Genomic DNA, 23,469 nt, shown 5'->3' with positions numbered 1-23,469 from the left:
AACGGCCAGTAGTCACCAATGATCTTTTGACCGCTCTTTTTAGTCCGCATTTTTGGCGCAGAAAAGCGAATGCGCCATCACAAACAGTACAGCCGGCTAAAGACCGTTACGAAACCATTGTTGGCCAGGCAAAAGCCTTAAAAGGAGCATCGGGGCTTGCCCAAATGTTCTTTCACAACCTCCTCAACAAAGTAGCGGCCGGCGAATGAACAGCAGATCGGCAATATCCCGGTACTCGTAGCCTGACCACCAACCGTACTCAACGCGCGGCTGTAGATCACCACCCGGCCACGACCGTCCGGATGAAGCAAGCCCTGTTGGGATCAGCGGTACGAAGCCCTGCTGCAAAACCGGCCGGAGTTGTTCCGGCGGGTGCAGCTCTCCCACATTGCTTCTTTTCCGGGCATGACGGCTCAGGCCATGAGTATGGCGCGGGCCAGGCGCCGGTAAACCTGGAGGAAAAACGTAAAGGAGCGGGATCAATCAACCCCTGAAAAAATGATGCGCTGACCTCTTGCGCGGTATGTAAGTTGGGGTTATATTGCCGCTATAATGCCGGCTTTTTAGTGGGCCCTCGTTCTTTTCCATGCTGTTTATGTTCCGAAAACGACATAAAATTTCCAAGCGATCATGGTACTTTTCTACTATTTTTCATCAATTGGCACCTGATTATCAGCGCTTTACAAAATTAGCCCTCAGAGTACCACTTCCAGCAGAACAAGGATTAAGACACGTCTTGCCGATTTTATCCGTACCGTTGATGTTACTCAGAGTACCACTTCCAGCAGAACAAGGATTAAGACTGTCACGGTGTTGGCATCAGTCACCGTGGTGAGTGGTTCATCTCAGAGTACCACTTCCAGCAGAACAAGGATTAAGACGTCTGTGCCGTCGATTGCATAGACGAACATACGCTTCTCAGAGTACCACTTCCAGCAGAACAAGGATTAAGACCGGAAATACTTGCGCAAATAAAATGCCTTAGCCATCTCAGAGTACCACTTCCAGCAGAACAAGGATTAAGACCAATGGCCAAGTGCCTCGACAAATCCACAAAGCTGTCTCAGAGTACCACTTCCAGCAGAACAAGGATTAAGACCCGCTGGTTAATTCGCCAAAGACAGTGTTTTTGGTCTCAGAGTACCACTTCCAGCAGAACAAGGATTAAGACCAAAAAACGAACGAATTCCTGAACTTTTTGTTAAACTCAGAGTACCACTTCCAGCAGAACAAGGATTAAGACACCTTCCAACCAGCCGCCTTACTGCGTTGTGTTGCAGCACTCAGAGTACCACTTCCAGCAGAACAAGGATTAAGACAACTGGCCAAATACTGTATCCTTCGTGGTCTTATTTCTCAGAGTACCACTTCCAGCAGAACAAGGATTAAGACTTACCTTTCTGCGTAGGAGTGCTGTTTTTAGCTACTGCTCAGAGTACCACTTCCAGCAGAACAAGGATTAAGACATCGAGGTCAAACTCGATGAGTTGATTTGCCTCCACTCAGAGTACCACTTCCAGCAGAACAAGGATTAAGACGATAACTTGATTCTCCGCCAACTTCTTCTCAGCACTCTCAGAGTACCACTTCCAGCAGAACAAGGATTAAGACGAGTACAAATACTCCATTAACGAATACATAAGTCGGTCTCAGAGTACCACTTCCAGCAGAACAAGGATTAAGACAGTACTAAGAGTTTTCCGAGGAACTCAAATTCCTCGTCTCAGAGTACCACTTCCAGCAGAACAAGGATTAAGACCGGACACCCGTCATGGGTGTCTCCCTGACCTCCCACCTCAGAGTACCACTTCCAGCAGAACAAGGATTAAGACCTCTGCCGAATTCCCTTTCGGCAAAGACATATAATACCTCAGAGTACCACTTCCAGCAGAACAAGGATTAAGACAATATTTCCGTTTCGCTACTATTGAAAATTTGCATAACTCTCAGAGTACCACTTCCAGCAGAACAAGGATTAAGACCAATCATCGATTGACAACTCATCGTCCTGCAACGCTCAGAGTACCACTTCCAGCAGAACAAGGATTAAGACTCGTCCTGCAACGCCGTTTGCACGGCATCGCTAAACTCAGAGTACCACTTCCAGCAGAACAAGGATTAAGACAATTGATTATTTCTTTAAAAGCTTGAAAATAATACTCAGAGTACCACTTCCAGCAGAACAAGGATTAAGACCAGAGTCCCGGCGACGCAGGAGCCGCTGTTTATTTCTCAGAGTACCACTTCCAGCAGAACAAGGATTAAGACCTGAATTAATACCGGCAGAAACAAGAGCGAAAGCGCTCAGAGTACCACTTCCAGCAGAACAAGGATTAAGACCTTCACTGTATCGATCCCTTGTTCCAGAGATCAGCACTCAGAGTACCACTTCCAGCAGAACAAGGATTAAGACCAAACCGAACCCTTATTTTGTCGGGAGTACCGGTATACTCAGAGTACCACTTCCAGCAGAACAAGGATTAAGACCCTTTAATATAGCGGCCTCAGTCGCGTTGAATCTCAGAGTACCACTTCCAGCAGAACAAGGATTAAGACAACTATACTGGTTGTTTAACCGTACCACTACGGTTAACTCAGAGTACCACTTCCAGCAGAACAAGGATTAAGACTGCTTCTGCAAGCTTAGAGCTTACAGGATACCGAGATTTCTCAGAGTACCACTTCCAGCAGAACAAGGATTAAGACTTTCTGTGAGAACGTCTTAATCGTTATGTTGTACCCCTCAGAGTACCACTTCCAGCAGAACAAGGATTAAGACCCACGTTTTTTTGAAATACCAAGCTAAACGGGTAACACTCAGAGTACCACTTCCAGCAGAACAAGGATTAAGACAGTGTCATAATAGAACTGGTAGGCAAGGACAAGTCTCTCAGAGTACCACTTCCAGCAGAACAAGGATTAAGACCGTAATAACAAGCCTGTAAAACAATCTCACTAAACAATCTCAGAGTACCACTTCCAGCAGAACAAGGATTAAGACGTTTAAAAATAAAATACCCTACTAGCGCAATAATCAATACTCAGAGTACCACTTCCAGCAGAACAAGGATTAAGACGCTTTTACGTGCTACTGTGAATTTCATGAGTTCGTAAACTCAGAGTACCACTTCCAGCAGAACAAGGATTAAGACAAACCATAGGTTTGCAGATAGTATAAAGACCATTCCTCAGAGTACCACTTCCAGCAGAACAAGGATTAAGACCCAACAACCTTTGTCGTTCTGGCATCTACCCAAGCCTCAGAGTACCACTTCCAGCAGAACAAGGATTAAGACAATACAATCGCGGTTTCTCCACACGTAGATATTAATCCTCAGAGTACCACTTCCAGCAGAACAAGGATTAAGACCCACTGCTGTGGGTTCAACGGTACAACCGTACCTTTAGCTCAGAGTACCACTTCCAGCAGAACAAGGATTAAGACCACCTTTGGCAATTAGATCGGTTACCTTAAGAAAGGCTCAGAGTACCACTTCCAGCAGAACAAGGATTAAGACTTTTATACTTCTGGTATTATAGTCTAATACTATGGTCTCAGAGTACCACTTCCAGCAGAACAAGGATTAAGACCGGCTAAGTACTGGCGGTAGGTGTTGTATTGATTAGACCTCAGAGTACCACTTCCAGCAGAACAAGGATTAAGACCTTGTTCGCTTAATCCGTATGACTGGCAAAGGAAAGTCTCAGAGTACCACTTCCAGCAGAACAAGGATTAAGACTATAATTTATTTTATTGATTTATTAAAAATATCAATTCTCAGAGTACCACTTCCAGCAGAACAAGGATTAAGACCTGCGGCATGGAGAGGTAGTACGTGCTGGTCGAAGTTCTCAGAGTACCACTTCCAGCAGAACAAGGATTAAGACTTCCGGCAGCTTTTCGGAAGGAGCATTTTTCAACTAGCCTCAGAGTACCACTTCCAGCAGAACAAGGATTAAGACGGATTTACGGGCTACCTTAAATTTCATGTTCTACACTCAGAGTACCACTTCCAGCAGAACAAGGATTAAGACTTTTTGGCTCTCTTAGGGCTAAATAAGGGTTTTACCCTTTCTCAGAGTACCACTTCCAGCAGAACAAGGATTAAGACTACGTCACGCCTGCCGTCAAGTTGCCGAATACGGTCTCAGAGTACCACTTCCAGCAGAACAAGGATTAAGACTCTGATAGTCGGGGTTTTGATAGGCTCCTGTCTGGCCTCAGAGTACCACTTCCAGCAGAACAAGGATTAAGACTTAAATACATGAGTAAACATATAGCCGTTAATCAAAAAATAATCTCAGAGTACCACTTCCAGCAGAACAAGGATTAAGACAACGGCCGGGCACACACCCGACGACAGCAGGGACTCAGAGTACCACTTCCAGCAGAACAAGGATTAAGACCGAAACGAAAAGGCCACTTGCTAGCGATGTAGCAAGTGGCCTTTTTCATTTACGGTATCTATAGCCTACCTGACAATCAAAGCCCCAATCGGTACCGGTTGAGAAACCGAAGGGAATGATTCTCCGGAGCTTATTCGCCAGACAGCTTCCGCATTCCGGCCCGCCGGATTGCGGAAAACAGCTCGTCAATCATAGGTAATCAGCCTTTTACGTAGGCCAGTTTCTCCGACACTTTTCCATCCCGAACTTTGAAAATATCTACTCCTCTTAAATGCCAGGGTTTTCCTTCTTTTGTCTTGCGATAGGTCCACCTGACAACGCAACGATCACCCGTAGCAACAATCTCCTCTGCCTCAAAAAATGCGTCAGGATTAGCGGCAAAGAATTTTTCCCAATAGGCTCTGACCGCCAGCGCACCCACCAAACGGGTACCATCTGGTGCTGGATTCGTATTTTCAAAAATACAGTCTTCGGTCATAGCATTCATTACCGCATCTACATCATGCTTGTTGAATGCCGCATTGAACCGATCAACGGCAGCACGTGTACGGTTTGTCGTACTATTTTCTGCTTCAGTTATCATACTTGATTGTTTTTCCTTTTTGCGGAGATTCGTTGTACATGACGTCAACAGGACTGACACCAATAGCAGAGGCAGGAGCGTTTGCTTCATCGTATGTACCGGTTAATGTTCCAAACGGCATTCTTATCCTGATTGCAATACTATAGCGAACGGCCCGCAACCGCCGGCTCGCCGGAGCGGTAGCCTGCCGGAGCGGCCTGGACGTAGTCACCTGTCAAATATAACGTTAATACGCTGATAAACAAGAATAAAGATACTTATTTCGGCACCGCAGCTTCTGCCCGCCGGGGTTTGGCCTCGCTGCCGGCCAGGAGGCCGCCATCAATGGTTAGTTCAATGCCGGTGACGTACTTGCTCTCGTCGCCGGCCAGGTAGAGGGCGGCCCAGGCTACGTCCATCGGTTCGCCAAAATGGCCCAGGGGAATACCCGCTTCAATGTCGGCAATCAGGGTCTGCCGTTCGGCACCGGTACCCAGCATGGCATCCCACATGGGGGTTATGATGGCTGCGGGGTGGATGCTGTTGCACCGGATTCGGCACACACCACCGTCCGGAAATCGGTACTGTCGATATAGGGTTTATTGAACCAGATGCCCAGTTCCAGCGCCACCGGTGCGGTAAAGGCCACCACCAGCCCAATAGTAGTTGCAGCGCACCGGAGGAGCCGGTTTGTAGGGGTAATTGTTGCTGTCGAATGAGCCGGCATACAGATTCTCATGCGGCTGCATGGCCGGGAAGACCTCGTATATAGCCAGTTCCTGCATGTAGGCTGTGAGGAAAGAAATTTAAAACAGGCTAGGGCAGGTAGTGCTGCACCAGTTCGGTCCACTCGTCGGCCAGACTGCCGTCGAACACCGGGGCACCGGCGCGTCGGTACCAGTAGCCGGCATTCCACTGGTCGCCTTCTTTCCGATGCAGATAGGCATGAAGCCGGTCATACTCCCGAACGCCCTCCCGGCTCTGGGCGGTTTCGTGGGCGCGGTCCCAGTCGCCCCGGCCATCATACCAAAGGGCGTTCAGGATTGGGTGCAGACCGGCCGGCGGCTGAGCGTCTGCCAGCGAGGCCGTAAATTGATCGAGTGTCATAGGGTTTACGCGGCTATTGATTCAGACAAACATAGGTCTTTTCGGTCACCCTGCTCTTCATCGGCGTGCTGATCGGGAAAGCCCGGCACAGCTTTTCACCCCGGGGTATTCAGGCCGGAAAATGGGCGGTTGGTCTGGCCATTGTGGTTATCTTTATCGCCATTCTCACCATGATCCTCATCAACGCCCACGAAGAGTTACCGGGCGCACAGCGCCGGTTCGAGTAGGCCCGGCTTACTTCAGAAACACTTCGTCATTGTCCGTCAGAAACATCCGCGTGCTCTGGATGTACGTGCCGCCATTGGGTGCCTTATACTTCAGGTCGACGTAAAACGCCTTATACCCCGATTTGGGGAAAGGCTCTACCAGCTCAACCGCCGGCTGGTTTTTAGCGCCGAGACTGCGACTTTCCCATTTCTCATCCTGAAATATCCGGTCGTCGGAATCCGCCGACCAGACAACAGCCTCTTCCAGCAGTTCGGGGGTGGTTTTCACCGTAAGCTTTACGCCCTCGCGGGTCTGGCTGACCGTCCACTGGCAAACCGGATAGGTCTGCTTCAGCAGGGTGGTTCCGAAGAATGCGCTCAGCCCTTCGAGAGCCTGCCGCTTATCGCCCAGACCGTGGCCGGCATTGGGTACGTAGTGAATCAGGTTCCGGCCCGGTATATCGTCGTAATAGTGCTTGATAGCGTCGACGGTCCAGTACTCGTCGTTGGTGCCCATGAAAATCATTTTGGGCTGGGTCAGCTTTTTCCGGTACGAGTACGGGTCGATCATCTGGGTGATGGCCCGGCCACCCGGTGAGGTCATGGCTTCCGTCAGGCCCAGGTCTACATAATCCTGAATCTGCTCGCTGTATTTGTTCCAGGAGTCGATCTGGTATTTCAGGTTTTTGGGCATGTTCAGAATATCGATCACCATGGGCGCAATAGCCACCGCCCGGTTGTCTACGGCACCCGTCAGCCAGGTGGTCCAGCCGCGCTTGGAGGCTCCGGACACCACAAAGCGGTTGACGGTATGGTTCAGATTCTGCCGGGCAAAGGCCTGCACGGCATCCATGCCGCGCATGGCGCTTTTCACCATCGGAAACAGCAGCGGCCAGGTATAGTCGTTGTCTTTCTGAAAATTGTGCAGGGTGTACGAAATCAGAGCGTCTTCGGTCAGGTTGTTAAAGAAGGGCTGGTTGGGGGTCTGCCGCAGCACGGCTACAATGGCTTTGTTTCTGGCGGCTACCAGGCCAAATGCAAGGGCATCGCCCTTGTTAGTGCTCCAGTTGGGCTGTTCGTCTTTGTTAGACCCGCCGGTGATAAACAGCAGGGCACCGTCGTGGTTGTTTTCTTTCGGGACCAGCACCGTCAACTGGTGACGCCAGGTAAAGTCCCGCCATTTCTGCGAGGTCAGCAGCAGGTTATACGCCGTTACCTCGCCCACCTCGAAGGAGTCTTTCAGCTCCCACCGGAACGACTTATCCCCGTTGTTGAGGTAGCTTTCCAGCGCATTGGCCGGGTTTATATCATCCCGGTGTGGCTTGTCAAATCCGAAAAAGAACAATGTCGTACAGACGACGGTCAATAGCAATGCGTTTCTGGTCATGGGTTTCAGGAATTAGGGTTAGAGAACGGAGAACAGGCAGCCGCTCCGTTATTTAGCGGCCTGTACCGGTTTAGGACGCTCAGCCAGCCACTTCAGCACGGCATCGATATAGATCTCACCGGTCATTTCGCCGAGGCTGGTCTGGCTGATGTAATCATACCGTTTGAAGCTGTTAAAATCAACTTTTGTCAGCATATAACCAAAAGCATCGTTGGTCAGGCCGAACAGGAAGGGGTATTTTGTCGGCATGTGCCGCTTCACGTAGTACCCGATATTAGGCAGGGCCTCGCCCGGAATGGTCAGCACCTGCGCCGGACCGATGGTCAGCAGATTGAGCTGCGCGGCCACCTTACCGGAAGGGCTCAGCTTGTAGTTCAGGGGCGATTTTTTGATGATATACCGCATCATCTCCGAATCAACAGGAAATTCAACGGTGCGGGCCGCACAGGAGAGCGCCGGATTTTCCAGTACGTCGGCGGTACTGACAATACGCAGCGCTTCATCGGCCAGCAGTTCACCAATCCGGATGCACTCTTCCCAGGTATTAGCCTCCTTACCGTTGTCGCGCCGGACGTCGGCCGTGACCATGCCGCCCTGCGCACCGTTCATGAACATGGCCATGCCCCCGGCTTTAGCTTCGATGCGGTCGTACAGGGGGCCGCACAGGTCCGGGCTCAATATACCCTTATCGGCCCCCAGCACTTCCGGATGAATGGCGTAGTTGACAAGGGTTGCAATGGGTTTCCCCTTGTTTTTGCCGCTGGTTCCAATGGCCTGAATAACCCCGCAGCGGGGATCATAAAGCTGTTCTGCATAGTAGTTGTAGGCAATTCTGCCGTTGGCCTCCCCAACGGCAATCTTCAGCGAGGCCGGTTCCAGTTTGCTCACAGCCTCATTCACCGCATCGGCAATCAGTTTGACGCAGTTGTCCAGATAGTTCAGATCAGCCAGCGAGTTACCGTTCCGGTCGGGAAAGCCATAGGCATCCGGCGCACTATGGGTGTGGGTAGCGCCGATCAGGATGTTTTCCGGCGGGATGCCTTTGATGAGCGCCCGCGACTTGTTGCCCAGTGCAGACGGCCAGCCAATATTGTCTATGCTGACGATAGCCAGGCGCGTCGACCCCTGTTCCAGCACCAGTGCCCGGGCAAACAGATCGCCTTTCTTTTCGGTCGTTTTTCGGGGGGCACCTATACCGCCCGATACCGGCAGCAGCGGGTCTGGTGTAATCACACGCATGGCCGCCCCCACCCGGAGTGCCTGGGCAAAGCCGCTGCCCATTACAACCAGCAGTATCAGGAGTTGGAGGATAAGTATCTTTTTCAGCTTCATATCGGTTTTGTTCGGGAGGAAAGGAATAGCGCGTAAAGGAAGAAAGGGCGACAGGAAAAAGCAAGCCGGCACTCCCCTATTTTCGCCCTACTGCTCCCCAACCCTTTCACCTTTTTCCCAGCCATTATATCCTGACGACCCGGTTACGTGACGTACCGAATAAGGCTTACCGATTGAAAAACAGACAAACCGACGAACAGCAGACCCATGAACCGGTCGAACCGGTGCTGCTGCGTGATCAGGAGGTAGCGGAGGGGCCGGCCGGCTCTGACAAAGACCCACAAACCGGCCATTGTTCCGATAGAAATGCCGATGACATAGACGAGAATGGGCGTCTGACCGGCCAGGCTCACCCAGCCTTTCTGCGACAGCAGCGTGGTGTATACGATCCAGAACGGGAACGCAACCACATTGAGCAAGCTCAGAACCGTGCCCAGGTAAAAGCTATTGAGGTGCCGGTCGTTGCCGTACCTCGCCTGCGTAGGTAGTAAACGCCCATGCCGAGCAGCACGGCAACCGACACAAAATCGGTGGCTATTTTAAGCGCCATAAACGCCAGCAGGGCCTGCGAAAGCAGTACGGCCAGGTAGCTGTACACCCATTCCACCAGTGCGCAGGCCAGCGCAAACCAAAACGCCGACCGGATGCCCTGCCGGATACTGACCCGGACAATGGTCAGGTTGAGCACACCCAGCGGCAGCGTACCCAGAAAGCTGACCAGCAGACCAACCCCGAAATTAAGCCAGAGTAGATGCATATGCCGGTTCGGATTTTTTATGGGTTTGCGCCTTCCGGTACAGCCGAATGGCTTCTTTCAACCCTGGGTACGGGGTGCCGAGCCGGTGATTTTCCCGGCTGATTTCATACAATACCCGCCAGTGGTGAAACAGCACCCGGTAGGCTTCCAGCAGCGAAAAGCCGGGCTGGTAAATATGGGCGGGCTCGGCCCCGGCCCCGTTCAGCTCCAGAATCCGGATGCCGCGCCCTGCGTATAAATCGGCCAGGCTGCGGCACCGCAGATCGTACCGGCCGTAGTAAAAGCCGTCGATGGATTGGCTGATGCGGGCGAAAACGGCCGTCAGTTGCTCATTGATGAGGTGGTTGCCGTTCAGGAATTTGGTACCCCGGCTGTGGTTGCCAATCGGCACCAGCTCCCGTTTCTGCCCCGCCGGAATTAGCTGGTGCAGGTCGGCCCGGTATTGCGCCTGCAACCGGGGCAGTTGCAGCCGCGCCCGCTCGTTTTGCAGAATCAGGTCCAGCAGCGTAGACCGCCCGTCGCCGGTAACCGACAAAAACTCTTTGCGGACAATGGAAGAAATGACGCCGGTGGCCTGACCAGGGTAGCGGTAATAGAATACGCCCAGTTCGAGCGGGCTGTCGACATACTCCTGTACCAGGCAATCGGCCTGATTACGTTGCCAATAGGCCTGTAGGTCATGCGGTGAGGTAATTTTCTCGACACCCCTCCCCCGTTCGCCTACATTGGGTTTGATGATGATGGGGAAGGTAATGCCGGCCAGCAGCATTGTATCCTGAATATCCTGCAAAGACGCTGACTGCTGGATGAAGCCCGTCAGGGGTTTGTAGGCGTCATCAATTTTGTTCAGAATATCAATCTTCGATTCGCCCAGCATACCGCCGGTTTCGATGGCCGGGTTAGACGCGGTGAAGAAGAACAGCGACCGGGCTTTGAGCGACAGCCACAGCCAGTAAAACACAATGGGGAAGTACACCACCCAAAACGGCCAGTATTCCCAGTGCCGGAGCCGGATGAAGAACGGACTGGAGAACCACGACAACCCCTTCGAGGTAGGCACTCCTGCATTCAGGTCCGGCAGCGGCAGCCCCTTCTGCTCAGTTGTCATGGATACGTTCATGGTAATAGTTGGCAATGAGTTGGTGGGTGAAGGAAGGGGCCGAAAAGTCTTCGTAGAACAGCTCGGTACCGTACGACAGGTTGAGGACGCTGGTCAGGCTGACGGTCCGGATGCGGTTGTCGCGGTTCATGAACAGTCCATTTTCCGGATCGCCCGCCCCGGCCGTTTTGTGGAAATTGCGGATGGCTCCGAGGGAATAGGTCGTCCGGGTCTGGAGCCACGCCCGGAACCAGGCTTCGCGCCGGGCGACCACGTCGGCGGAGTATAGCGTCGCCGACGACCAGATATGGGCCTGCGCCGGGTCGGGTTCGGTATAGTGCAGCCTGGCTCCATCCCAGCGCAGTTCAACCAGTAGCCCGGCCTCCACAACCAGCAGCGTAAAGGGCTCGATGCCGGTGAAAGCGTAATCTTCCAGAAACTCGTACAGCGAGGTATACTGAAAGAAATCCAGCACCACCAGCCCCCGGCTGTGCCGGTACGGCGGCTGGGGCACATGCGCCCGAAACGCGCCGTTGAGCAGGCAGAGCGTACTCCGGCCCGACGCGGCAATCCAGGTACCCCGCCCCTGCGGGTCCTGGGGGAAGCACACCTCCCGGCCCCCGATTCGTTCCGTACGGGGCGAAGCAGCCGAAGGCCGGCTTACCTGTTCGTCCCGGCTGGAGGTCAGCATAAAGCCATTATCAGACAGAGGCAGATACGTGACGGTACACATAGGGCAGCAGTTTATCAGGGATGACCAGTTCAAATTGGGTGCCAGGGGATGATTGAGTGGATGGGTGAATGGGTGATTGAGCGAAAATGGCGTTTTCAAGCATTTTAACCTGTTTTCACTCATTCACTCAATCACCCATTCACTCAATGCTCTGTCCCGACATATCCGGAAAGCACCGAAATCTCCGGAATCAGTTCGGCCGGCGGATGCCGAGTTTTTTCATGCGGGATTCGAGGGTGGTGGGGATGATGTCCAGGATGCGGGCGGCTCCGTTGTCACCACTGACTTTCCAGTGCGTCATTTCCAGGACAGACAGGATGTGGTTGCGTTCGCATTCTTCGAGCGTCAGCGGACTTACTTTTTTGGTCAGCAGACTCCGACGGTTCAGCGATGCACTGCCGGGCCAGTCGCCGAGTTCCAGTTTGCGGCCGGTCGAAATAATCAGCGAGCGCTCGATGATGTTTTCGAGTTCGCGGATGTTGCCGGGCCAGTTATACGCCATCAGGGCGTTGATGACCTCCTGCGGAATGAGGTCTATTTTCCGGCCGATGCTGGGGCCGTGCTTGTCGCAGAAATGGCGCACCAGTACCGGAATGTCTTCCTTCCGTTCGCGCAGCGGAGGGCTCTGGATGGGGAATACGTTCAGCCGGTAATACAAATCTTCGCGGAATTTTCCGTCTGCTATTTCCTGCTCCAGGTCGCGGTTGGTAGCGGCAATGATGCGGACGTTTACCTTCAGCGTTTTGGTGCTGCCCAGCCGTTCAAATTCGCCTTCCTGCAATACCCGCAGCAGTTTGGCCTGTAACTCCAGCGGCATCTCGCCGATTTCGTCCAGGAACAGCGTACCGCCATCTGCCAGCTCGAACCGACCTATCTTCTGCCCCGCAGCGCCGGTAAACGCGCCCTTCTCGTGGCCGAACAGTTCGCTTTCAATCAGCGTGGCCGGCAGGGCCGCGCAGTTGATTTTGACCAGCGGCCGGTTTTTGCGGCTGCTCAGGTTATGCACCGCCCGCGCCAGCAGCTCCTTGCCGGTACCCGACTCGCCCAGGATGAGTACCGAGGTCTGGGTCGGTGCTACCTGCTCCACCTTGCTCAGCACTTTCCGGAACAACTTGCTCTGCGTCACAATCTCCTCAAAGTTGCTGGTCTGCCGGATTTCCTCACGCAGGTAGTGGTTCTCGGCCTGGAGCTTGTTTTTCAACTCCTCCACCTCTTTCAGCGCTTTGGACAGGGCTTCGGTCCGTTCGGCTACGCGCTGCTCCAGCAGTTGATTGGCCTGTTGCAGCTCCTGCCGCAGGTTGCGCAGGGTCAGGTGCGTATTGATGCGCGACAGCACCTCCTGCAACTGAAACGGCTTGGTGATGTAATCCACCGCGCCCATGTTGAAGCCGTTGACCTTATCAATCGTCTCCGCCAGCGCCGTCATGAAAATAACGGGAATTTCTTTGGTGACGGGGTCGTGTTTCAGTCGGCGACAAGTCTCGAAACCATCCATGCCCGGCATCATCACATCGAGCAGCACCAGGTCCGGACGGGCGTATTTGATTTGTTCGATGGCGCTCTTGCCGTCGCGCTCCACCAGCACCTTGTAGCCGCTGTGGCTTAACGTTTCGAATAATATGCCAATGTTGTTCGGCGTGTCATCCACAATCAGAATGCTGGCCAGCGCCGGTTCGGTTTTCGTACTCATGGGGTTTCCAGACAGGATTTAAGGTACTCCCTGATTTTTTTCGTGTTAAATTCTTCCGACAGTTTTCGCAACTCCCGGACAAATTTCCGGTAGGCCGGTCCCTCCCGTTCCAATGCGTTGAGGGTATCCAGAATGCCCCGGATATCGCCAATCATGGCCAGGTCGTTCAGGGCTTCGATGGCACTGGCCGGGGGCAGGGTATCTTCCTGGACCGAATGCCCGTACCCGTCTCCGTCAAGGGCCGGTACCGTTGCCCGGCTAACCGGCGGGGCATAGCACCAGGTCAGATTCAGGTGTTCCCCAATTTTGTGCAGCAGTTCGCTCACCTCCACCGGTTTGGACACAAAGTCGTCGAAACCCGCCCGGAAGCTGCGTCGCTGGTTCTGCTCAAACACATTGGCCGACAGCGCGATGATTTTTACCGGGGCCAGCGCCGGGTCTTTGCGCATCTGCCGAATGGCCTCAAACCCGTTGACATGGGGCATCACCAAATCCATCAGCACCAGGTCGGGAGCCGATTGCCGGATTTGCTGCAGGGCCTCCTGTCCGTCGGCGGCTTCGGCCAGTGTAAAGCCCACCGACGCCAGCAAATCGGCCAGAACCAGGCGGTTTTCGGCTTTATCGTCCACAATGAGAATCGACCGGCGGTCGCCGGCATAGCCGGTAATGGTCTGTTCAGTTTTGCCGTTGGGCAGTGCCTGGATGGCCGTCATGGGCAGGCTAATCGAGAATGTACTGCCGGTTCCGGGCTTGCTGTCGACGGTAAGTGTGCCGCCCATCAGGGTCACCAGTTTGTCGGCAATGGCGAGGCCCAGCCCGATGCCTTCGACAAACTGCTTGGGTTGCCGAATCTGGTGGAACGGCAGAAAGATTTCGGCCAGCCGTTCGGGTGGAATGCCGATGCCCGTATCCGCTACCCGAAACTCCACCTGGTACAGTTCGGTACTGGTTTCGTGGCTGGTTACGGTGAACGAAATCTGCCCCTGTTCCGTGAATTTAACGGCATTGTTCAGCAGGTTGTTTAGTACCTGGATTAGTCGTTTTTCGTCGCCCAGCGCCATCGCCGGCAGGGTACCCTGCCGGCGGTAGGTGAACGCCAGCCCTTTTTCATCGGCCCTGGCCCGGAATACGTTGGCGATATTGGCCAGCGTGTCGGGCAGGCTGAACGCCGTTACCTGAATATCGAGCTTCTGCGCTTCGATTTTAGAAATATCCAGCACCTCGTTGATGAGCGTCAGCAGGTGTTCGCCACTTTTGCGGATGACATTCACTCCTTTTTGCTGGCTTTCGGTCAGCGACGGGTCGCGCTGCAAAATTTGCGCGAAGCCGAGAATGCCGTTCAGCGGGGTGCGCAGCTCATGGCTCATGCTGGCCAGAAACTCGCTTTTGGCCTGGTTGGCGGCCTCGGCAGCTTCTTTGGCGGCATTCAGCTTCACGGCCTGCTCCATCAGTTCTTCTTTCTGCCGCACCACCTGCGTGGTGCGGGCCCGCACCAGGTTTTCCAGCTTCTCCTTTTCGTCGACCAGCCGGCGGGTGTAGTATGTCACCAGGCCGTAGATGCCAAACCCCGCCAGCAGCACATACAGCCCGTAGGCCCAGCCGGTGCGGTACCAGGGCGGCAGGATGGTAAACGTAAAAGTACTCTCGCGGCTAAGCTGGCGGTACGGGTCGCGGGCCCGCACGTGAAAGGTATACTGACCGGGTGGCAGGTTGGTGTACTCCTTTTTGGTTTCACGCGTCCACTTCGACCAAACCGAATCATCGGGCATCAGGCCGTTGCCGTCCAGTTTGTACTGAAACTCATTGCCGCCCTCGCCCACATAACTCGTAGCGGCAAACCGAAACGCCAGCGTCCGGTAGCGGAAGGGCAGCTCGTACCGGCGGCTCTGACCAGCCGACGACTCACCCCCCACGTAGAGCAGCGAATCGACGGCGGGCAGGCGCACCTCCCGCACCAGCGCCGAAAACGCCGGGGGAGTGGCCATCCGGGTGCCGTCGTACCGGTACAACCCCTCGTCGTTCCCAATCCAGACAATGCCGTTATCTTCGGGGTACACGGCAAAGCCCCCGCGCTGAATAGGCATCAGGCTCAGCGTATCCCACTGCACCCGCCCGTTACGCAGGGGGCGGACAATGCCCAGCGGATTAGAAAACCAGAACGTATGCCGGCGGTCTTCTGCAAAATACGGGGAGCTGCGGTCAGGTGCGCGAAAGTCAAAGCCAGGGCGCACCGTTTCCACAAAGCGGTCGGCGGCCGGTTCGTAGCGGTACAGATGATTTTTAGACACGAAGAACGGGCCTTCGGAGGCTGGAAAAACATAATTCCAGTCGAGCTGCCGAACGCCCTGCGTCGGGCCATATTTCCGAACGGGGGCCGTGGTGCGCACGCCGTCAGAAAAATCAATGCGGTAATACCCCTCCAGGTGCGTACCGACCCAGACGGTATTCGTCGGGTATTCGACAATCGACCAGCACTCTCCCGTGATGGCCGGTATGCGGCCTATACTGCGCCAGCGGCCCTGCCTTTGCCGGAGCAACTCAAAGCCGTCGAACATGGCCACCATCAGCGCCGTCGAGTCAGCCTGAGGCCGGGTCAGGGCGTAGGCATTGCCGCCGGAAACGGGGATTACCTCCTGCACCTGCTGGTTCCCGACGCGGAAAATAACGCCCATGCCGCCCACCAGCAGGGCATCGCCCCAGGGCAACAGATCCCAGCAGGGGCGGTCGATGCCGGGTATCATCACAAAACTCCCCCGGCGTTTATCGAGGTAGTATAAGCCGATATTTGTAGCGATGTATAACAGCCCCTGGTGGCGGATTATTTTCCAGACGGTAGCTTTGACGTTCAGGCTGGCGTCGAACCGCGTTACCGGAATATTCACCTCCACTTTCGCCAGACCACTGCCCAGCCCTGCCCATAGCGTGTGCTGCCGGTCGACAAACAGGCAGTGAACCGTATTTTTCCGCAGCCCGGTCTGCTCGTCGATACGGTGCAGCAACTGCCCGTCGGCATTAACCAGGCACATTCCCCCGCGCAGGGTTGCGAGTGCGTAGCGGTACTGTCGCGAAATGGGGTCAGGCACTACAATGGCCGTATACACTTTGTTCTGCCGTAACCAGTCGTTCAGGCCGGTGGGAAACACGGTTATCCGTGCCGAACTCGTGCCCCCCCGCCGGCCCGGCAAAAACGGAGCATCGTAGAGGTAAAGTCCATCCTGAAACGTTACGACAAGCAGCCGCCCATCCGGATACGGCAGCATAGACTGAATGCGCAGATCGGCAAAGCGCTCTCCCTGCGGAACAAGAGCCAGGGCTTCCGTTTCGGGGGTGTTCCCGCTCAGCCGCAGCAGGCCCACGCCCTCTTCCCGCACAAACAGCGTATTATGTGCATAATGCGCCAGGTGGAAGGTTCCGCCGGTTTTCCAGACCCGCAGCGGCTCCCCCGGCCGGTAGCGGTAAATAGCCTTGAACGTGCAGAAATACACGCCGGTCGGGGTGCAGTACAACCGCCAGACCGTGGCAATGGGCCGCTCATCGGCGGGCAGTTGAGCGGCCAGCGACACAAACTCTTTCTGCCCCGCCTTCCCATTCTGTAGATACCCGAAATCGTTATGCGTACCGGCGTAAATAGTGCCGATGGAGTCGACCCCCAGCGACCGGACGGTAATACCGGGCACGGCAATCAGCCGCCAGTCGCTGCCGTCGTATTCCAGAATGCCGTTGTGGTTGCCGATGTACAGGATACCCCGGTGGTCCTGCGTCATGGCCCAGTTCTCGGGATGCGATTTATATTCCTTGGGGCTGTAGTTCTGGATGAACGGAATGCCGGTTTCCTGCCCATATGCCGGCCGGGCTACCCAAACACTCAGGAAGAGGAAGACGAGTACCCGGTTGTAGTGCTTCTTCATGTTAGTTGGCTCCGGAAGGGGACTGGCTGGACAGGCAGTTCTTGAGGTACTCGCGCATGGTTTTCATATCAAACTGCCCCGCCAGGCCCCGAACGGTCGACACAAACGTCGGGAAGCGCTCCGGATCCAAGGAGTTCAGCCGGTTAAGTACTCCCTGAATATCGCCGAGCAGCGCCGTCGAATACAATTCCTCGACCTGAGCGGCCGGTGGGCAAAGCACGTCCGTACCCGGTGACCCGGGTGCGGGTTTCCAGAGGGTATTTTCCGGGGATGCATACCCGTTGCCGGGCCGGGAGGTATACGTCCAGGTCAGCCCGAGGTGCTGCCGGATGCCGTCGAGCAGATGGTCGAGATGAACGGGTTTCGACAGAAAGGCATCGCAGCCCGCGTCGAGGCTCAGTTGTTCGCTGTTGTCGAGGATACTGGCCGACACGGCGATGATTTTGACATTGGTGGAGCGACGCAGCTTTTTGAGCTTCCGCACGGCTTCAAACCCGTTCAGGTAGGGCATCACCAGGTCCATCAGAATCAAATCCGGCCGGGTCTCCTGCGCCTTCGTGACCGCTTCGGCCCCGTTGCCGGCCTCGACGGTAGAGAACCCCAGCGAGTTGAGCAGGCTGGTCAGCACCGACCGGTTTTCCCAATGGTCGTCGGCAATCAGAATGGTACGCCGGAGGCCTTCGTAGCCGATGACGGTCCGGTGCAGCGCGGGAACCGACACAGACGGCACCAGTGACCGGACCGCCGGCAACGCCAGCCGCAGGGTAAACCGGCTGCCTTTGCCGGGCGTACTGGTTACGGTTAGCTCTCCGCCCAGCAGCCGGACCAGTTTGTCGGTGATAGTCAGGCCCAGGCCGGTGCCTTCCGCAAAATAGCCGGGGTCACGCACCTGCTGAAACGGCAGGAAAATAGCGTCCAGCTTATCGGCCGGAATGCCGATACCGGTATCGTCAATCTGAAACGAAATCCACTCCGGGGTATCGGCTTCGTACCCCACTTTCAACGTAATGCCTCCTTTTTCGGTAAACTTCACGGCATTGCCCAGCAGATTGAGCAGGATTTGCCGGAGCTTCCGCTCGTCGCCGAGCACCAGCGGGGGCAGTTCGGCCAAATGCTGGCAGAAGAAGCTCAGGTTCTTCTGCTCGGCCTTCACCCGAATCAGGTTCGAGATGTTCTGGAGCAGATCGGCCAGGCTGAACGGCTTCCGGTCTACCTCCAGTTTGCGGGCTTCAATCTTGGCTAAATCCAGCACATCGTTGATGAGCACCAGCAGGTTTTCGGCGCAGTTATGAATGATGTTGATGCCCTTTACCTGCTGCCCGGTCAGGGACTCATCCCGGCGGAACAACTGCGTGTACCCCAGAATGCCGTTCAGCGGGGTGCGCAGCTCATGGCTCATGTTGGCCAGAAACTCGCTCTTGGCCCGGTTGGCAGCTTCTGCGGCTTCTTTCGCCTGCTGCAACTCCTGCGTCCGCTCCACCACGGTCGTTTCCAGTTGCTCCTGCGTCTGACGGAGCCGATCTTCGGCCACCTTCCGCTGGATTTCGGCCCCGGACCGGGCGGCAAAAATCTTGAGGATGCAGGTATACTTCTGCTGGTTCAGCATGGGCCGCCGGTCGCAGATGGCGATGTGGCCAATCACCTCCCCGGCTTTGTCGTAAATGGGCACCCCCAGGTACGATTCAATACCGACATCCCTGGCAAAGTTCAGTTCGACATCGTAGGGATAATAGAAATCGCGGCCCTGCATCACAATACTACACGGCGTACCTTCCAAATCATACTCCACATTCTCCAGGATGGTGGTTGCTTCGGCGTAGGCCAGTGTGCGGACCCGCGTTTTCTCCACGTTGGCGCACTCGGTGACCAGCGCAAAGCGGACGTTCAGCGTGACGGTGATGTTACGAACCAGCGACTGAAAGAAGTCCATACCCGTGTCGCCGGCGGTGGCTTCGGAAATGAGCCGCAGCGTTTCGTCGAGCTGACTGCGTTCGGTAATGTCGCGGACAAAGCAGCAGAGGTATTCGTCACCCTCAAAAGCAATGAAATTCAGGCCGATTTCGCCCGGCAGTTCGGTGCCGTCCGGCCGGCGCAGATGGGATTCAAACCGGATGGTGCTGGTCTGCCTCAGTTCCTGCCACAGGTGGGTGTAACGTGCCGGTGTACAGTCGACGCAGAAGTCGGAAAAATGCAGCGTCGCGAATGCAGCCAGGGGATAGTCCAGCAGGTGCGCGGCTGCCCGGTTGGCACGGTACACCCGGCCGTTGCGGTCCAGCAGCAAAATAGCTTCCTGGGCGTTCTCGACGGTGAAATGCGACAACCGGAGTATTCGTGCGTGCGTGTTCTGTTCAGATAGCATACCGGAACCGGTAAAAGGGATTGCAACAGATATATCAAGATTCATTCCTGTTTTACGAACAGGCGCAGGAGCAGCTAAAAACGGCCTGTAGACAGTGATAACCCTTATTTTCGGACGGGTTACGCCGACGGCCGCCGACAAAAGACCGGCACAGGTCACGACATTTCGTGAGCACTACGAAATATCGTAATTTTTTCGGTTCACCACACGGGGTTTCAATCAGGAAAAAACCACGGTTTTGCCACTGGTAAGGCGTTTTTGGGAAAGATGGGCCGGCATGGCACAACGTTTGGCTTGTTGTGGGCAACAACCAAAACGGAATCAATCATGACCTTTCTTCATCGCCCCGCCGGAAAACTGACCGCAGGCGTCGCCGTAGTCATCCTGATTAACATCCTGATTGCGGTAAGCTGCCAGGCTCAGTCCGACGTACCTACGCGGCAAAAGCATTTCAACGTCGAGAAAGGCCTGGCCATTCAGGGCTACGACCCGGTGGCGTACTTCGTCAGCAACAAAGCCGTGAAGGGGCTGCCGCAGCACGCGCTGACCTACAAAAACATTACCTACCGCTTTGCCAGCCAGGCCAACCTGGACGCTTTTCAGAAATCACCCGACAAGTACGAACCCACCTACGGCGGCTGGTGTGCCTACGCCATGGGCGCTACCGGCGAGAAGGTGGAGATTGACCCGGAAACGTTTAAGATTAAAGACGGCAAACTCTACCTGTTCTACCACTCGACGTTCAACAACACGCTCCCAAAGTGGAACCGCGACGAAGCCAATCTGCAAAAGAAAGCCGACGTAAACTGGAGCAAAGCCGTTGCCAGCAAATAATTCAATTTCGGATTGGGGATTTGGGACGGTTCGCCGTTGGGATTGCGGATTTTGAGAGGGCATCACTTCGTTGGTTCTTCGTTGCGACTGACCAACCGGAAGTTTGCAAGTCTGAATACGACATCTAAATTACTGACTTAGAATAATCTTACAGGCGGATATTTTCCGCATAAACAACCTTCACCATGAAACTACAGGACGTATCGGCCGAGATTTTCGGGCAGTTAATCGGCATGACGGAGAAACTCACCAACGAGGAGTACACCCGGCCGCTGGAGTTGCTGTTTCACAATTCCATAGGCAAGCACATGCGGCACATCATCGAGTTTTACGACCTGGTGCTGAGCGGCCTGCACACCGGCCAGTTGAACTACGACCGGCGCAACCGCGATCTGGCGCTGGAAACCGACACCCAATCGGCCATTGCCAAACTCCGGGCGATGTCGGTGCTGGTAGAAGCCACTCCGCACGACCAGGTATTGACCATGGAAGCCTCGTACTCCCCCGATGCCGAAACGGACGTGTCGCTGTCGACCACCTTCTACCGGGAGTTGCTGTACAACATTGAGCACGCCATTCACCACATGGCCATTATCCGGATTGGCCTGGAAGCCGAGTTCTCACACCTCACGCTGCCGCCCAATTTCGGCGTCGCCTACTCAACCGTCCAGTACCAGAACCGCAAGGGGTAAGACAAAAATGATATAACCGCACCATTCACAACTGTTAACGTGATAGCAGCTTCTGGTGGGGAGCTGCTTTTTTGTTAGTCTCCTACCTGCCTTACTGCTCCACTGTATGGAACTCCACCTTACTCTACCGGTTCCTTATATATATACAGCACTTCGTTTAGAATTTTAGGTCTGATGTGTTTACTCAATCCGTTTTTAGTTACAATTTCAATTTTTTCATCCTCAAAAAGGCCTTCAACTATATCGTATACAGCCATAAAGTTTTCAAAGTTTTCCTTGTCAGGCTCAAAATCTATCAATATATCAATATCGCTTTTTCTCGACTGATTGTCATACAAATACGAGCCGAAAAGACCAATAGTAGAAACGCCAAATTTGGACAGTTCTGGTTTATACGCTCGCAGTGTTGATAATATATTTTCCTTTGTCGTCATTTGGCCGAAAAACACAAATAAATATTTTGAGAGTTTGTGTGAGAAAATTTACCTTCAACGGAGCAGGTATTGCCGATGGTGGGGAATTAGAATTCCGTCCGCCGGAACTGCTGCCCGGCATTTTGATAAAGTTAAATATTAAGAACTGAAGCTGGGCTTTATTCGTCGAGCCGCGAACCACAGCACAGCAGAATTACCGCTGCTGATTGTTATTCCGTCAAGCCCTGCTTGCACAAAACCCCATGTTGGTGGCAGCCCTTCACGTTTAAAGCTGCTCGGCAACGCAGTTTACCTTTTCAAGAACTGTTTTGCTTTAGTCAATTCAGACCTGTTTGAAGTTCCTTTGCCTGCAACATTCAACAATTGTTGGAAATAGAATTTACTTTTTTGCGTGTTACCGCTTTTTTGTGCTGCCAAACCTGCTCCATAAATTGCATTAAACCGGTTTGGATGTTTTTTTAAATCTGCCTCATAAGCTTCTAAAGCTTTCATTGGCATATTCAGTTGCAACAACATATCTCCAAATAATTCTCTTGCCGGAATAACTTCACCTGGTGTTACAGGATGTTTTTCGGTTTTATCTTCCATGTCTGCAGCAAGTTGCATAAGCTTTAGTGCTTTACTACTCTTTCCTTCTTTCAACCGTATCCATGCTTCAGAAGTTTTTATTTGTATGGCTACCTGATTGGCTTTATAAATGTCTTTTTGAGTCATTAAAGTATCATGAATACGGTTAAGGGCTTTTAGTTCATCATTTGCCGAAATGAGATTATTAGTATGAACAGAACCTACTAAACGGGTAAAGTGAACAATGGCTTCCTGCCATGGAAATTTCTTCCATGGAACAGCTGAAGTTACTTCAAGATTTGCAGCTTCCTGCCACATTTTATTTTCCAACACAAAACGGGATGGTATTGCAGCGAAAGCATAGGCAACCTTAAAATTCAATGGAGAAACTTCCTTTATTGTTTTTAAGTAATCCCATTGTTGTTTTGCAGAATCATTTTCACCTTTTTGCAGGTAGGCATAACTAAGATAATCCAATCCATGGAGTTCTTCATCCCAATGACCTTTGATACCTGCTGCCTGGGCATAGCATTGCGCAGATGATACAGAAACGCTATTTGAATGAATGCATTCATCCCATAGTCCTAGCCTTGTAAAAATATGTGATGGCATATGCAAAGCATGCGCTGATGAAGGAGCAACAGAAGCATATTTTCTTGCAGCAGGCAAACCAAGTTCCGCAAGTTCAGGATAATCGTAAGTATGTATGAGATAATGTGCAATTCCGGGATGATTGGGTTGTCCCGGATAAAGCGCATTTAAAATGTCGCCTGCTTTTTTTTGTTTTCTGAACGATTTATCCATTGGGTCAGCAGCGGCATTAAGTGATAAAGCATAAAAAACAGAAGCCTCTTTATCGTCAGGATAATTTTTGTAAACGGTTTCCATGCCTTTTTCAAAATTGAGGCAACGGGTTTTATGGTCAGTCTTTCCCCAATTTTTATAAAAAGCAGCAATCGCATTAATATAGGCAGCTTCTCTTTTTGATTTTTTTAGTGATTGGGCTATTTGGATTGCTTTCGCACCCTTTTGCAGTTCACTTTCTGTAGGCGGTGTCCAAAGCGGATGGAAATTAGACATGGCTACTCCCCAATAGGCAATTGCACAAGCGGGTTCTTTGTCAATCACTTTTGCGAAAGCTTTTTCTGCTTCATCATATTCAAACGAATGAAGCAACTTTACAGCAAGAGTAAAATCTTCCTTTACATTTTCGCCTGACGAAGTTTCAAATTCCATCGTTCCGAATTGCTTATCCAGAGCACCACATGAAATAACTTCTCCTCTTTTAAGTTTTATTTCATTGATTAACTCTTTTGAAGGACTTGCATCTTTTTGCTTGCAAGAATGAAGCAAAAGCAGCAAAATGAAAATTGGAAATAAGAATATCTTTTTCAT

Annotated in this window: 19 protein-coding genes and 1 CRISPR repeat array; of the genes, 3 read left to right on the top strand and 16 right to left on the bottom strand. The window is 53.2% G+C overall.

Annotated features, from left to right (window positions below):
* Nucleotides 1-183: 183 nt before the first annotated feature.
* The 5 genes from ABD931_RS23520 to ABD931_RS23500 all read right to left on the bottom strand — a co-directional run bounded on the left by ABD931_RS23520 (nucleotide 184) and on the right by ABD931_RS23500 (nucleotide 6,076).
* Entirely contained in the window at nucleotides 184-387 is a 204-nt protein-coding gene (locus ABD931_RS23520) for a hypothetical protein (protein WP_345270466.1), read from the bottom strand.
* A 307-nt stretch (nucleotides 388-694) separates the two neighbouring features.
* Nucleotides 695-4,407: direct repeats of the CRISPR family, unit length 37 nt; unit sequence CTCAGAGTACCACTTCCAGCAGAACAAGGATTAAGAC.
* Nucleotides 4,408-4,606: 199 nt separating this feature from the next.
* On the bottom strand, nucleotides 4,607-5,080 hold the full coding sequence (locus ABD931_RS23515; protein WP_345270465.1) for a nuclear transport factor 2 family protein: 474 nt from the start codon (nucleotides 5,078-5,080) through the stop codon (nucleotides 4,607-4,609).
* A 167-nt stretch (nucleotides 5,081-5,247) separates the two neighbouring features.
* Nucleotides 5,248-5,481 carry an SDR family oxidoreductase gene (locus ABD931_RS23510; protein WP_345270464.1) on the bottom strand — a complete coding sequence of 78 codons (234 nt, stop codon included), beginning with the start codon at nucleotides 5,479-5,481 and terminating at the stop codon, nucleotides 5,248-5,250.
* A 5-nt stretch (nucleotides 5,482-5,486) separates the two neighbouring features.
* Nucleotides 5,487-5,708: a hypothetical protein gene (locus ABD931_RS23505; protein WP_345270463.1), complete on the bottom strand. Its 222-nt coding sequence runs from the start codon at nucleotides 5,706-5,708 to the stop codon at nucleotides 5,487-5,489.
* Between the two features lie 77 nt (nucleotides 5,709-5,785).
* Entirely contained in the window at nucleotides 5,786-6,076 is a 291-nt protein-coding gene (locus ABD931_RS23500; RefSeq protein ID WP_345270462.1) for a hypothetical protein, read from the bottom strand.
* A gap of 65 nt (nucleotides 6,077-6,141) precedes the next feature.
* Here ABD931_RS23500 and ABD931_RS23495 point away from each other — a divergent pair, with 65 nt between their 5' ends.
* Complete coding sequence (locus ABD931_RS23495; protein ID WP_345270461.1) at nucleotides 6,142-6,303, top strand: hypothetical protein; 162 nt, start codon at nucleotides 6,142-6,144, stop codon at nucleotides 6,301-6,303.
* Between the two features lie 7 nt (nucleotides 6,304-6,310).
* Here the strand turns inward: ABD931_RS23495 and ABD931_RS23490 are convergent, their stop codons facing one another.
* The 9 genes from ABD931_RS23490 to ABD931_RS23450 form a co-directional block, all read right to left on the bottom strand.
* Nucleotides 6,311-7,669: a PhoPQ-activated pathogenicity-related family protein gene (locus ABD931_RS23490; RefSeq protein WP_345270460.1), complete on the bottom strand. Its 1,359-nt coding sequence runs from the start codon at nucleotides 7,667-7,669 to the stop codon at nucleotides 6,311-6,313.
* A gap of 48 nt (nucleotides 7,670-7,717) precedes the next feature.
* Nucleotides 7,718-9,001, bottom strand: coding sequence for a hypothetical protein (locus tag ABD931_RS23485; RefSeq protein ID WP_370469347.1), 1,284 nt, complete (start codon nucleotides 8,999-9,001; stop codon nucleotides 7,718-7,720).
* Nucleotides 9,002-9,144: 143 nt separating this feature from the next.
* Nucleotides 9,145-9,420 carry a hypothetical protein gene (locus tag ABD931_RS23480; protein WP_345270459.1) on the bottom strand — a complete coding sequence of 92 codons (276 nt, stop codon included), beginning with the start codon at nucleotides 9,418-9,420 and terminating at the stop codon, nucleotides 9,145-9,147.
* A 2-nt stretch (nucleotides 9,421-9,422) separates the two neighbouring features.
* Nucleotides 9,423-9,758, bottom strand: coding sequence for a LysE family transporter (locus ABD931_RS23475; RefSeq protein ID WP_345270458.1), 336 nt, complete (start codon nucleotides 9,756-9,758; stop codon nucleotides 9,423-9,425).
* Complete coding sequence (locus ABD931_RS23470; protein WP_345270457.1) at nucleotides 9,739-10,878, bottom strand: ATP-grasp domain-containing protein; 1,140 nt, start codon at nucleotides 10,876-10,878, stop codon at nucleotides 9,739-9,741. The genes ABD931_RS23475 and ABD931_RS23470 overlap by 20 nt, the downstream gene beginning before the upstream one ends.
* On the bottom strand, nucleotides 10,856-11,590 hold the full coding sequence (locus ABD931_RS23465) for an NRDE family protein (RefSeq protein WP_345270456.1): 735 nt from the start codon (nucleotides 11,588-11,590) through the stop codon (nucleotides 10,856-10,858). Before ABD931_RS23465 ends, ABD931_RS23470 begins: the two co-directional genes overlap by 23 nt.
* Nucleotides 11,591-11,780: 190 nt before the next feature.
* The gene (locus ABD931_RS23460; RefSeq protein WP_345270455.1) at nucleotides 11,781-13,280 is read right to left on the bottom strand and encodes a sigma 54-interacting transcriptional regulator; all 1,500 of its coding nucleotides are present in this window, start codon (nucleotides 13,278-13,280) and stop codon (nucleotides 11,781-11,783) included.
* Nucleotides 13,277-17,188: a hybrid sensor histidine kinase/response regulator gene (locus tag ABD931_RS23455; protein WP_345270454.1), complete on the bottom strand. Its 3,912-nt coding sequence runs from the start codon at nucleotides 17,186-17,188 to the stop codon at nucleotides 13,277-13,279. The genes ABD931_RS23460 and ABD931_RS23455 overlap by 4 nt, the downstream gene beginning before the upstream one ends.
* Nucleotide 17,189: 1 nt before the next feature.
* On the bottom strand, nucleotides 17,190-19,547 hold the full coding sequence (locus ABD931_RS23450; protein ID WP_345270453.1) for an ATP-binding protein: 2,358 nt from the start codon (nucleotides 19,545-19,547) through the stop codon (nucleotides 17,190-17,192).
* 327 nt (nucleotides 19,548-19,874) lie between these two features.
* Between ABD931_RS23450 and ABD931_RS23445 the strand changes: the two genes are divergently transcribed.
* Nucleotides 19,875-20,381, top strand: a complete 507-nt coding sequence (locus ABD931_RS23445) for a YHS domain-containing (seleno)protein (RefSeq protein ID WP_345270452.1) — start codon at nucleotides 19,875-19,877, stop codon at nucleotides 20,379-20,381.
* A gap of 185 nt (nucleotides 20,382-20,566) precedes the next feature.
* Nucleotides 20,567-21,073, top strand: coding sequence for a DinB family protein (locus ABD931_RS23440; RefSeq protein ID WP_345270451.1), 507 nt, complete (start codon nucleotides 20,567-20,569; stop codon nucleotides 21,071-21,073).
* Between the two features lie 119 nt (nucleotides 21,074-21,192).
* Here the strand turns inward: ABD931_RS23440 and ABD931_RS23435 are convergent, their stop codons facing one another.
* Together ABD931_RS23435 and ABD931_RS23430 are read right to left on the bottom strand one after the other, a co-directional pair.
* The gene (locus ABD931_RS23435; RefSeq protein ID WP_345270450.1) at nucleotides 21,193-21,507 is read right to left on the bottom strand and encodes a nucleotidyltransferase family protein; all 315 of its coding nucleotides are present in this window, start codon (nucleotides 21,505-21,507) and stop codon (nucleotides 21,193-21,195) included.
* Between the two features lie 288 nt (nucleotides 21,508-21,795).
* Nucleotides 21,796-23,469 carry a tetratricopeptide repeat protein gene (locus ABD931_RS23430; protein ID WP_345270449.1) on the bottom strand — a complete coding sequence of 558 codons (1,674 nt, stop codon included), beginning with the start codon at nucleotides 23,467-23,469 and terminating at the stop codon, nucleotides 21,796-21,798.

Source organism: Nibrella viscosa, from assembly GCF_039541875.1.
Classification (GTDB): domain Bacteria; phylum Bacteroidota; class Bacteroidia; order Cytophagales; family Spirosomataceae; genus Nibrella; species Nibrella viscosa.
The sequence above is the reverse complement of the archived record's forward strand: the minus strand, read 5'-3'. Positions and strand labels throughout refer to the sequence as shown.

What these genes read in the sequence shown, in the direction of transcription:
- ABD931_RS23440 (WP_345270451.1), top strand. Translation starts at nt 20,567, where the DNA reads ATGAAACTACAGGACGTATCGGCCGAGATTTTCGGGCAGTTAATCGGC.
- ABD931_RS23470 (WP_345270457.1), bottom strand. Translation starts at nt 10,878, where the DNA reads ATGAACGTATCCATGACAACTGAGCAGAAGGGGCTGCCGCTGCCGGAC.
- ABD931_RS23475 (WP_345270458.1), bottom strand. Translation starts at nt 9,758, where the DNA reads ATGCATCTACTCTGGCTTAATTTCGGGGTTGGTCTGCTGGTCAGCTTT.
- ABD931_RS23460 (WP_345270455.1), bottom strand. Translation starts at nt 13,280, where the DNA reads ATGAGTACGAAAACCGAACCGGCGCTGGCCAGCATTCTGATTGTGGAT.
- ABD931_RS23500 (WP_345270462.1), bottom strand. Translation starts at nt 6,076, where the DNA reads ATGACACTCGATCAATTTACGGCCTCGCTGGCAGACGCTCAGCCGCCG.
- ABD931_RS23445 (WP_345270452.1), top strand. Translation starts at nt 19,875, where the DNA reads ATGACCTTTCTTCATCGCCCCGCCGGAAAACTGACCGCAGGCGTCGCC.
- ABD931_RS23485 (WP_370469347.1), bottom strand. Translation starts at nt 9,001, where the DNA reads ATGAAGCTGAAAAAGATACTTATCCTCCAACTCCTGATACTGCTGGTT.
- ABD931_RS23430 (WP_345270449.1), bottom strand. Translation starts at nt 23,469, where the DNA reads ATGAAAAAGATATTCTTATTTCCAATTTTCATTTTGCTGCTTTTGCTT.
- ABD931_RS23505 (WP_345270463.1), bottom strand. Translation starts at nt 5,708, where the DNA reads ATGAGAATCTGTATGCCGGCTCATTCGACAGCAACAATTACCCCTACA.
- ABD931_RS23490 (WP_345270460.1), bottom strand. Translation starts at nt 7,669, where the DNA reads ATGACCAGAAACGCATTGCTATTGACCGTCGTCTGTACGACATTGTTC.
- ABD931_RS23465 (WP_345270456.1), bottom strand. Translation starts at nt 11,590, where the DNA reads ATGTGTACCGTCACGTATCTGCCTCTGTCTGATAATGGCTTTATGCTG.
- ABD931_RS23510 (WP_345270464.1), bottom strand. Translation starts at nt 5,481, where the DNA reads ATGTGGGATGCCATGCTGGGTACCGGTGCCGAACGGCAGACCCTGATT.
- ABD931_RS23435 (WP_345270450.1), bottom strand. Translation starts at nt 21,507, where the DNA reads ATGACGACAAAGGAAAATATATTATCAACACTGCGAGCGTATAAACCA.
- ABD931_RS23455 (WP_345270454.1), bottom strand. Translation starts at nt 17,188, where the DNA reads ATGAAGAAGCACTACAACCGGGTACTCGTCTTCCTCTTCCTGAGTGTT.
- ABD931_RS23450 (WP_345270453.1), bottom strand. Translation starts at nt 19,547, where the DNA reads ATGCTATCTGAACAGAACACGCACGCACGAATACTCCGGTTGTCGCAT.
- ABD931_RS23515 (WP_345270465.1), bottom strand. Translation starts at nt 5,080, where the DNA reads ATGAAGCAAACGCTCCTGCCTCTGCTATTGGTGTCAGTCCTGTTGACG.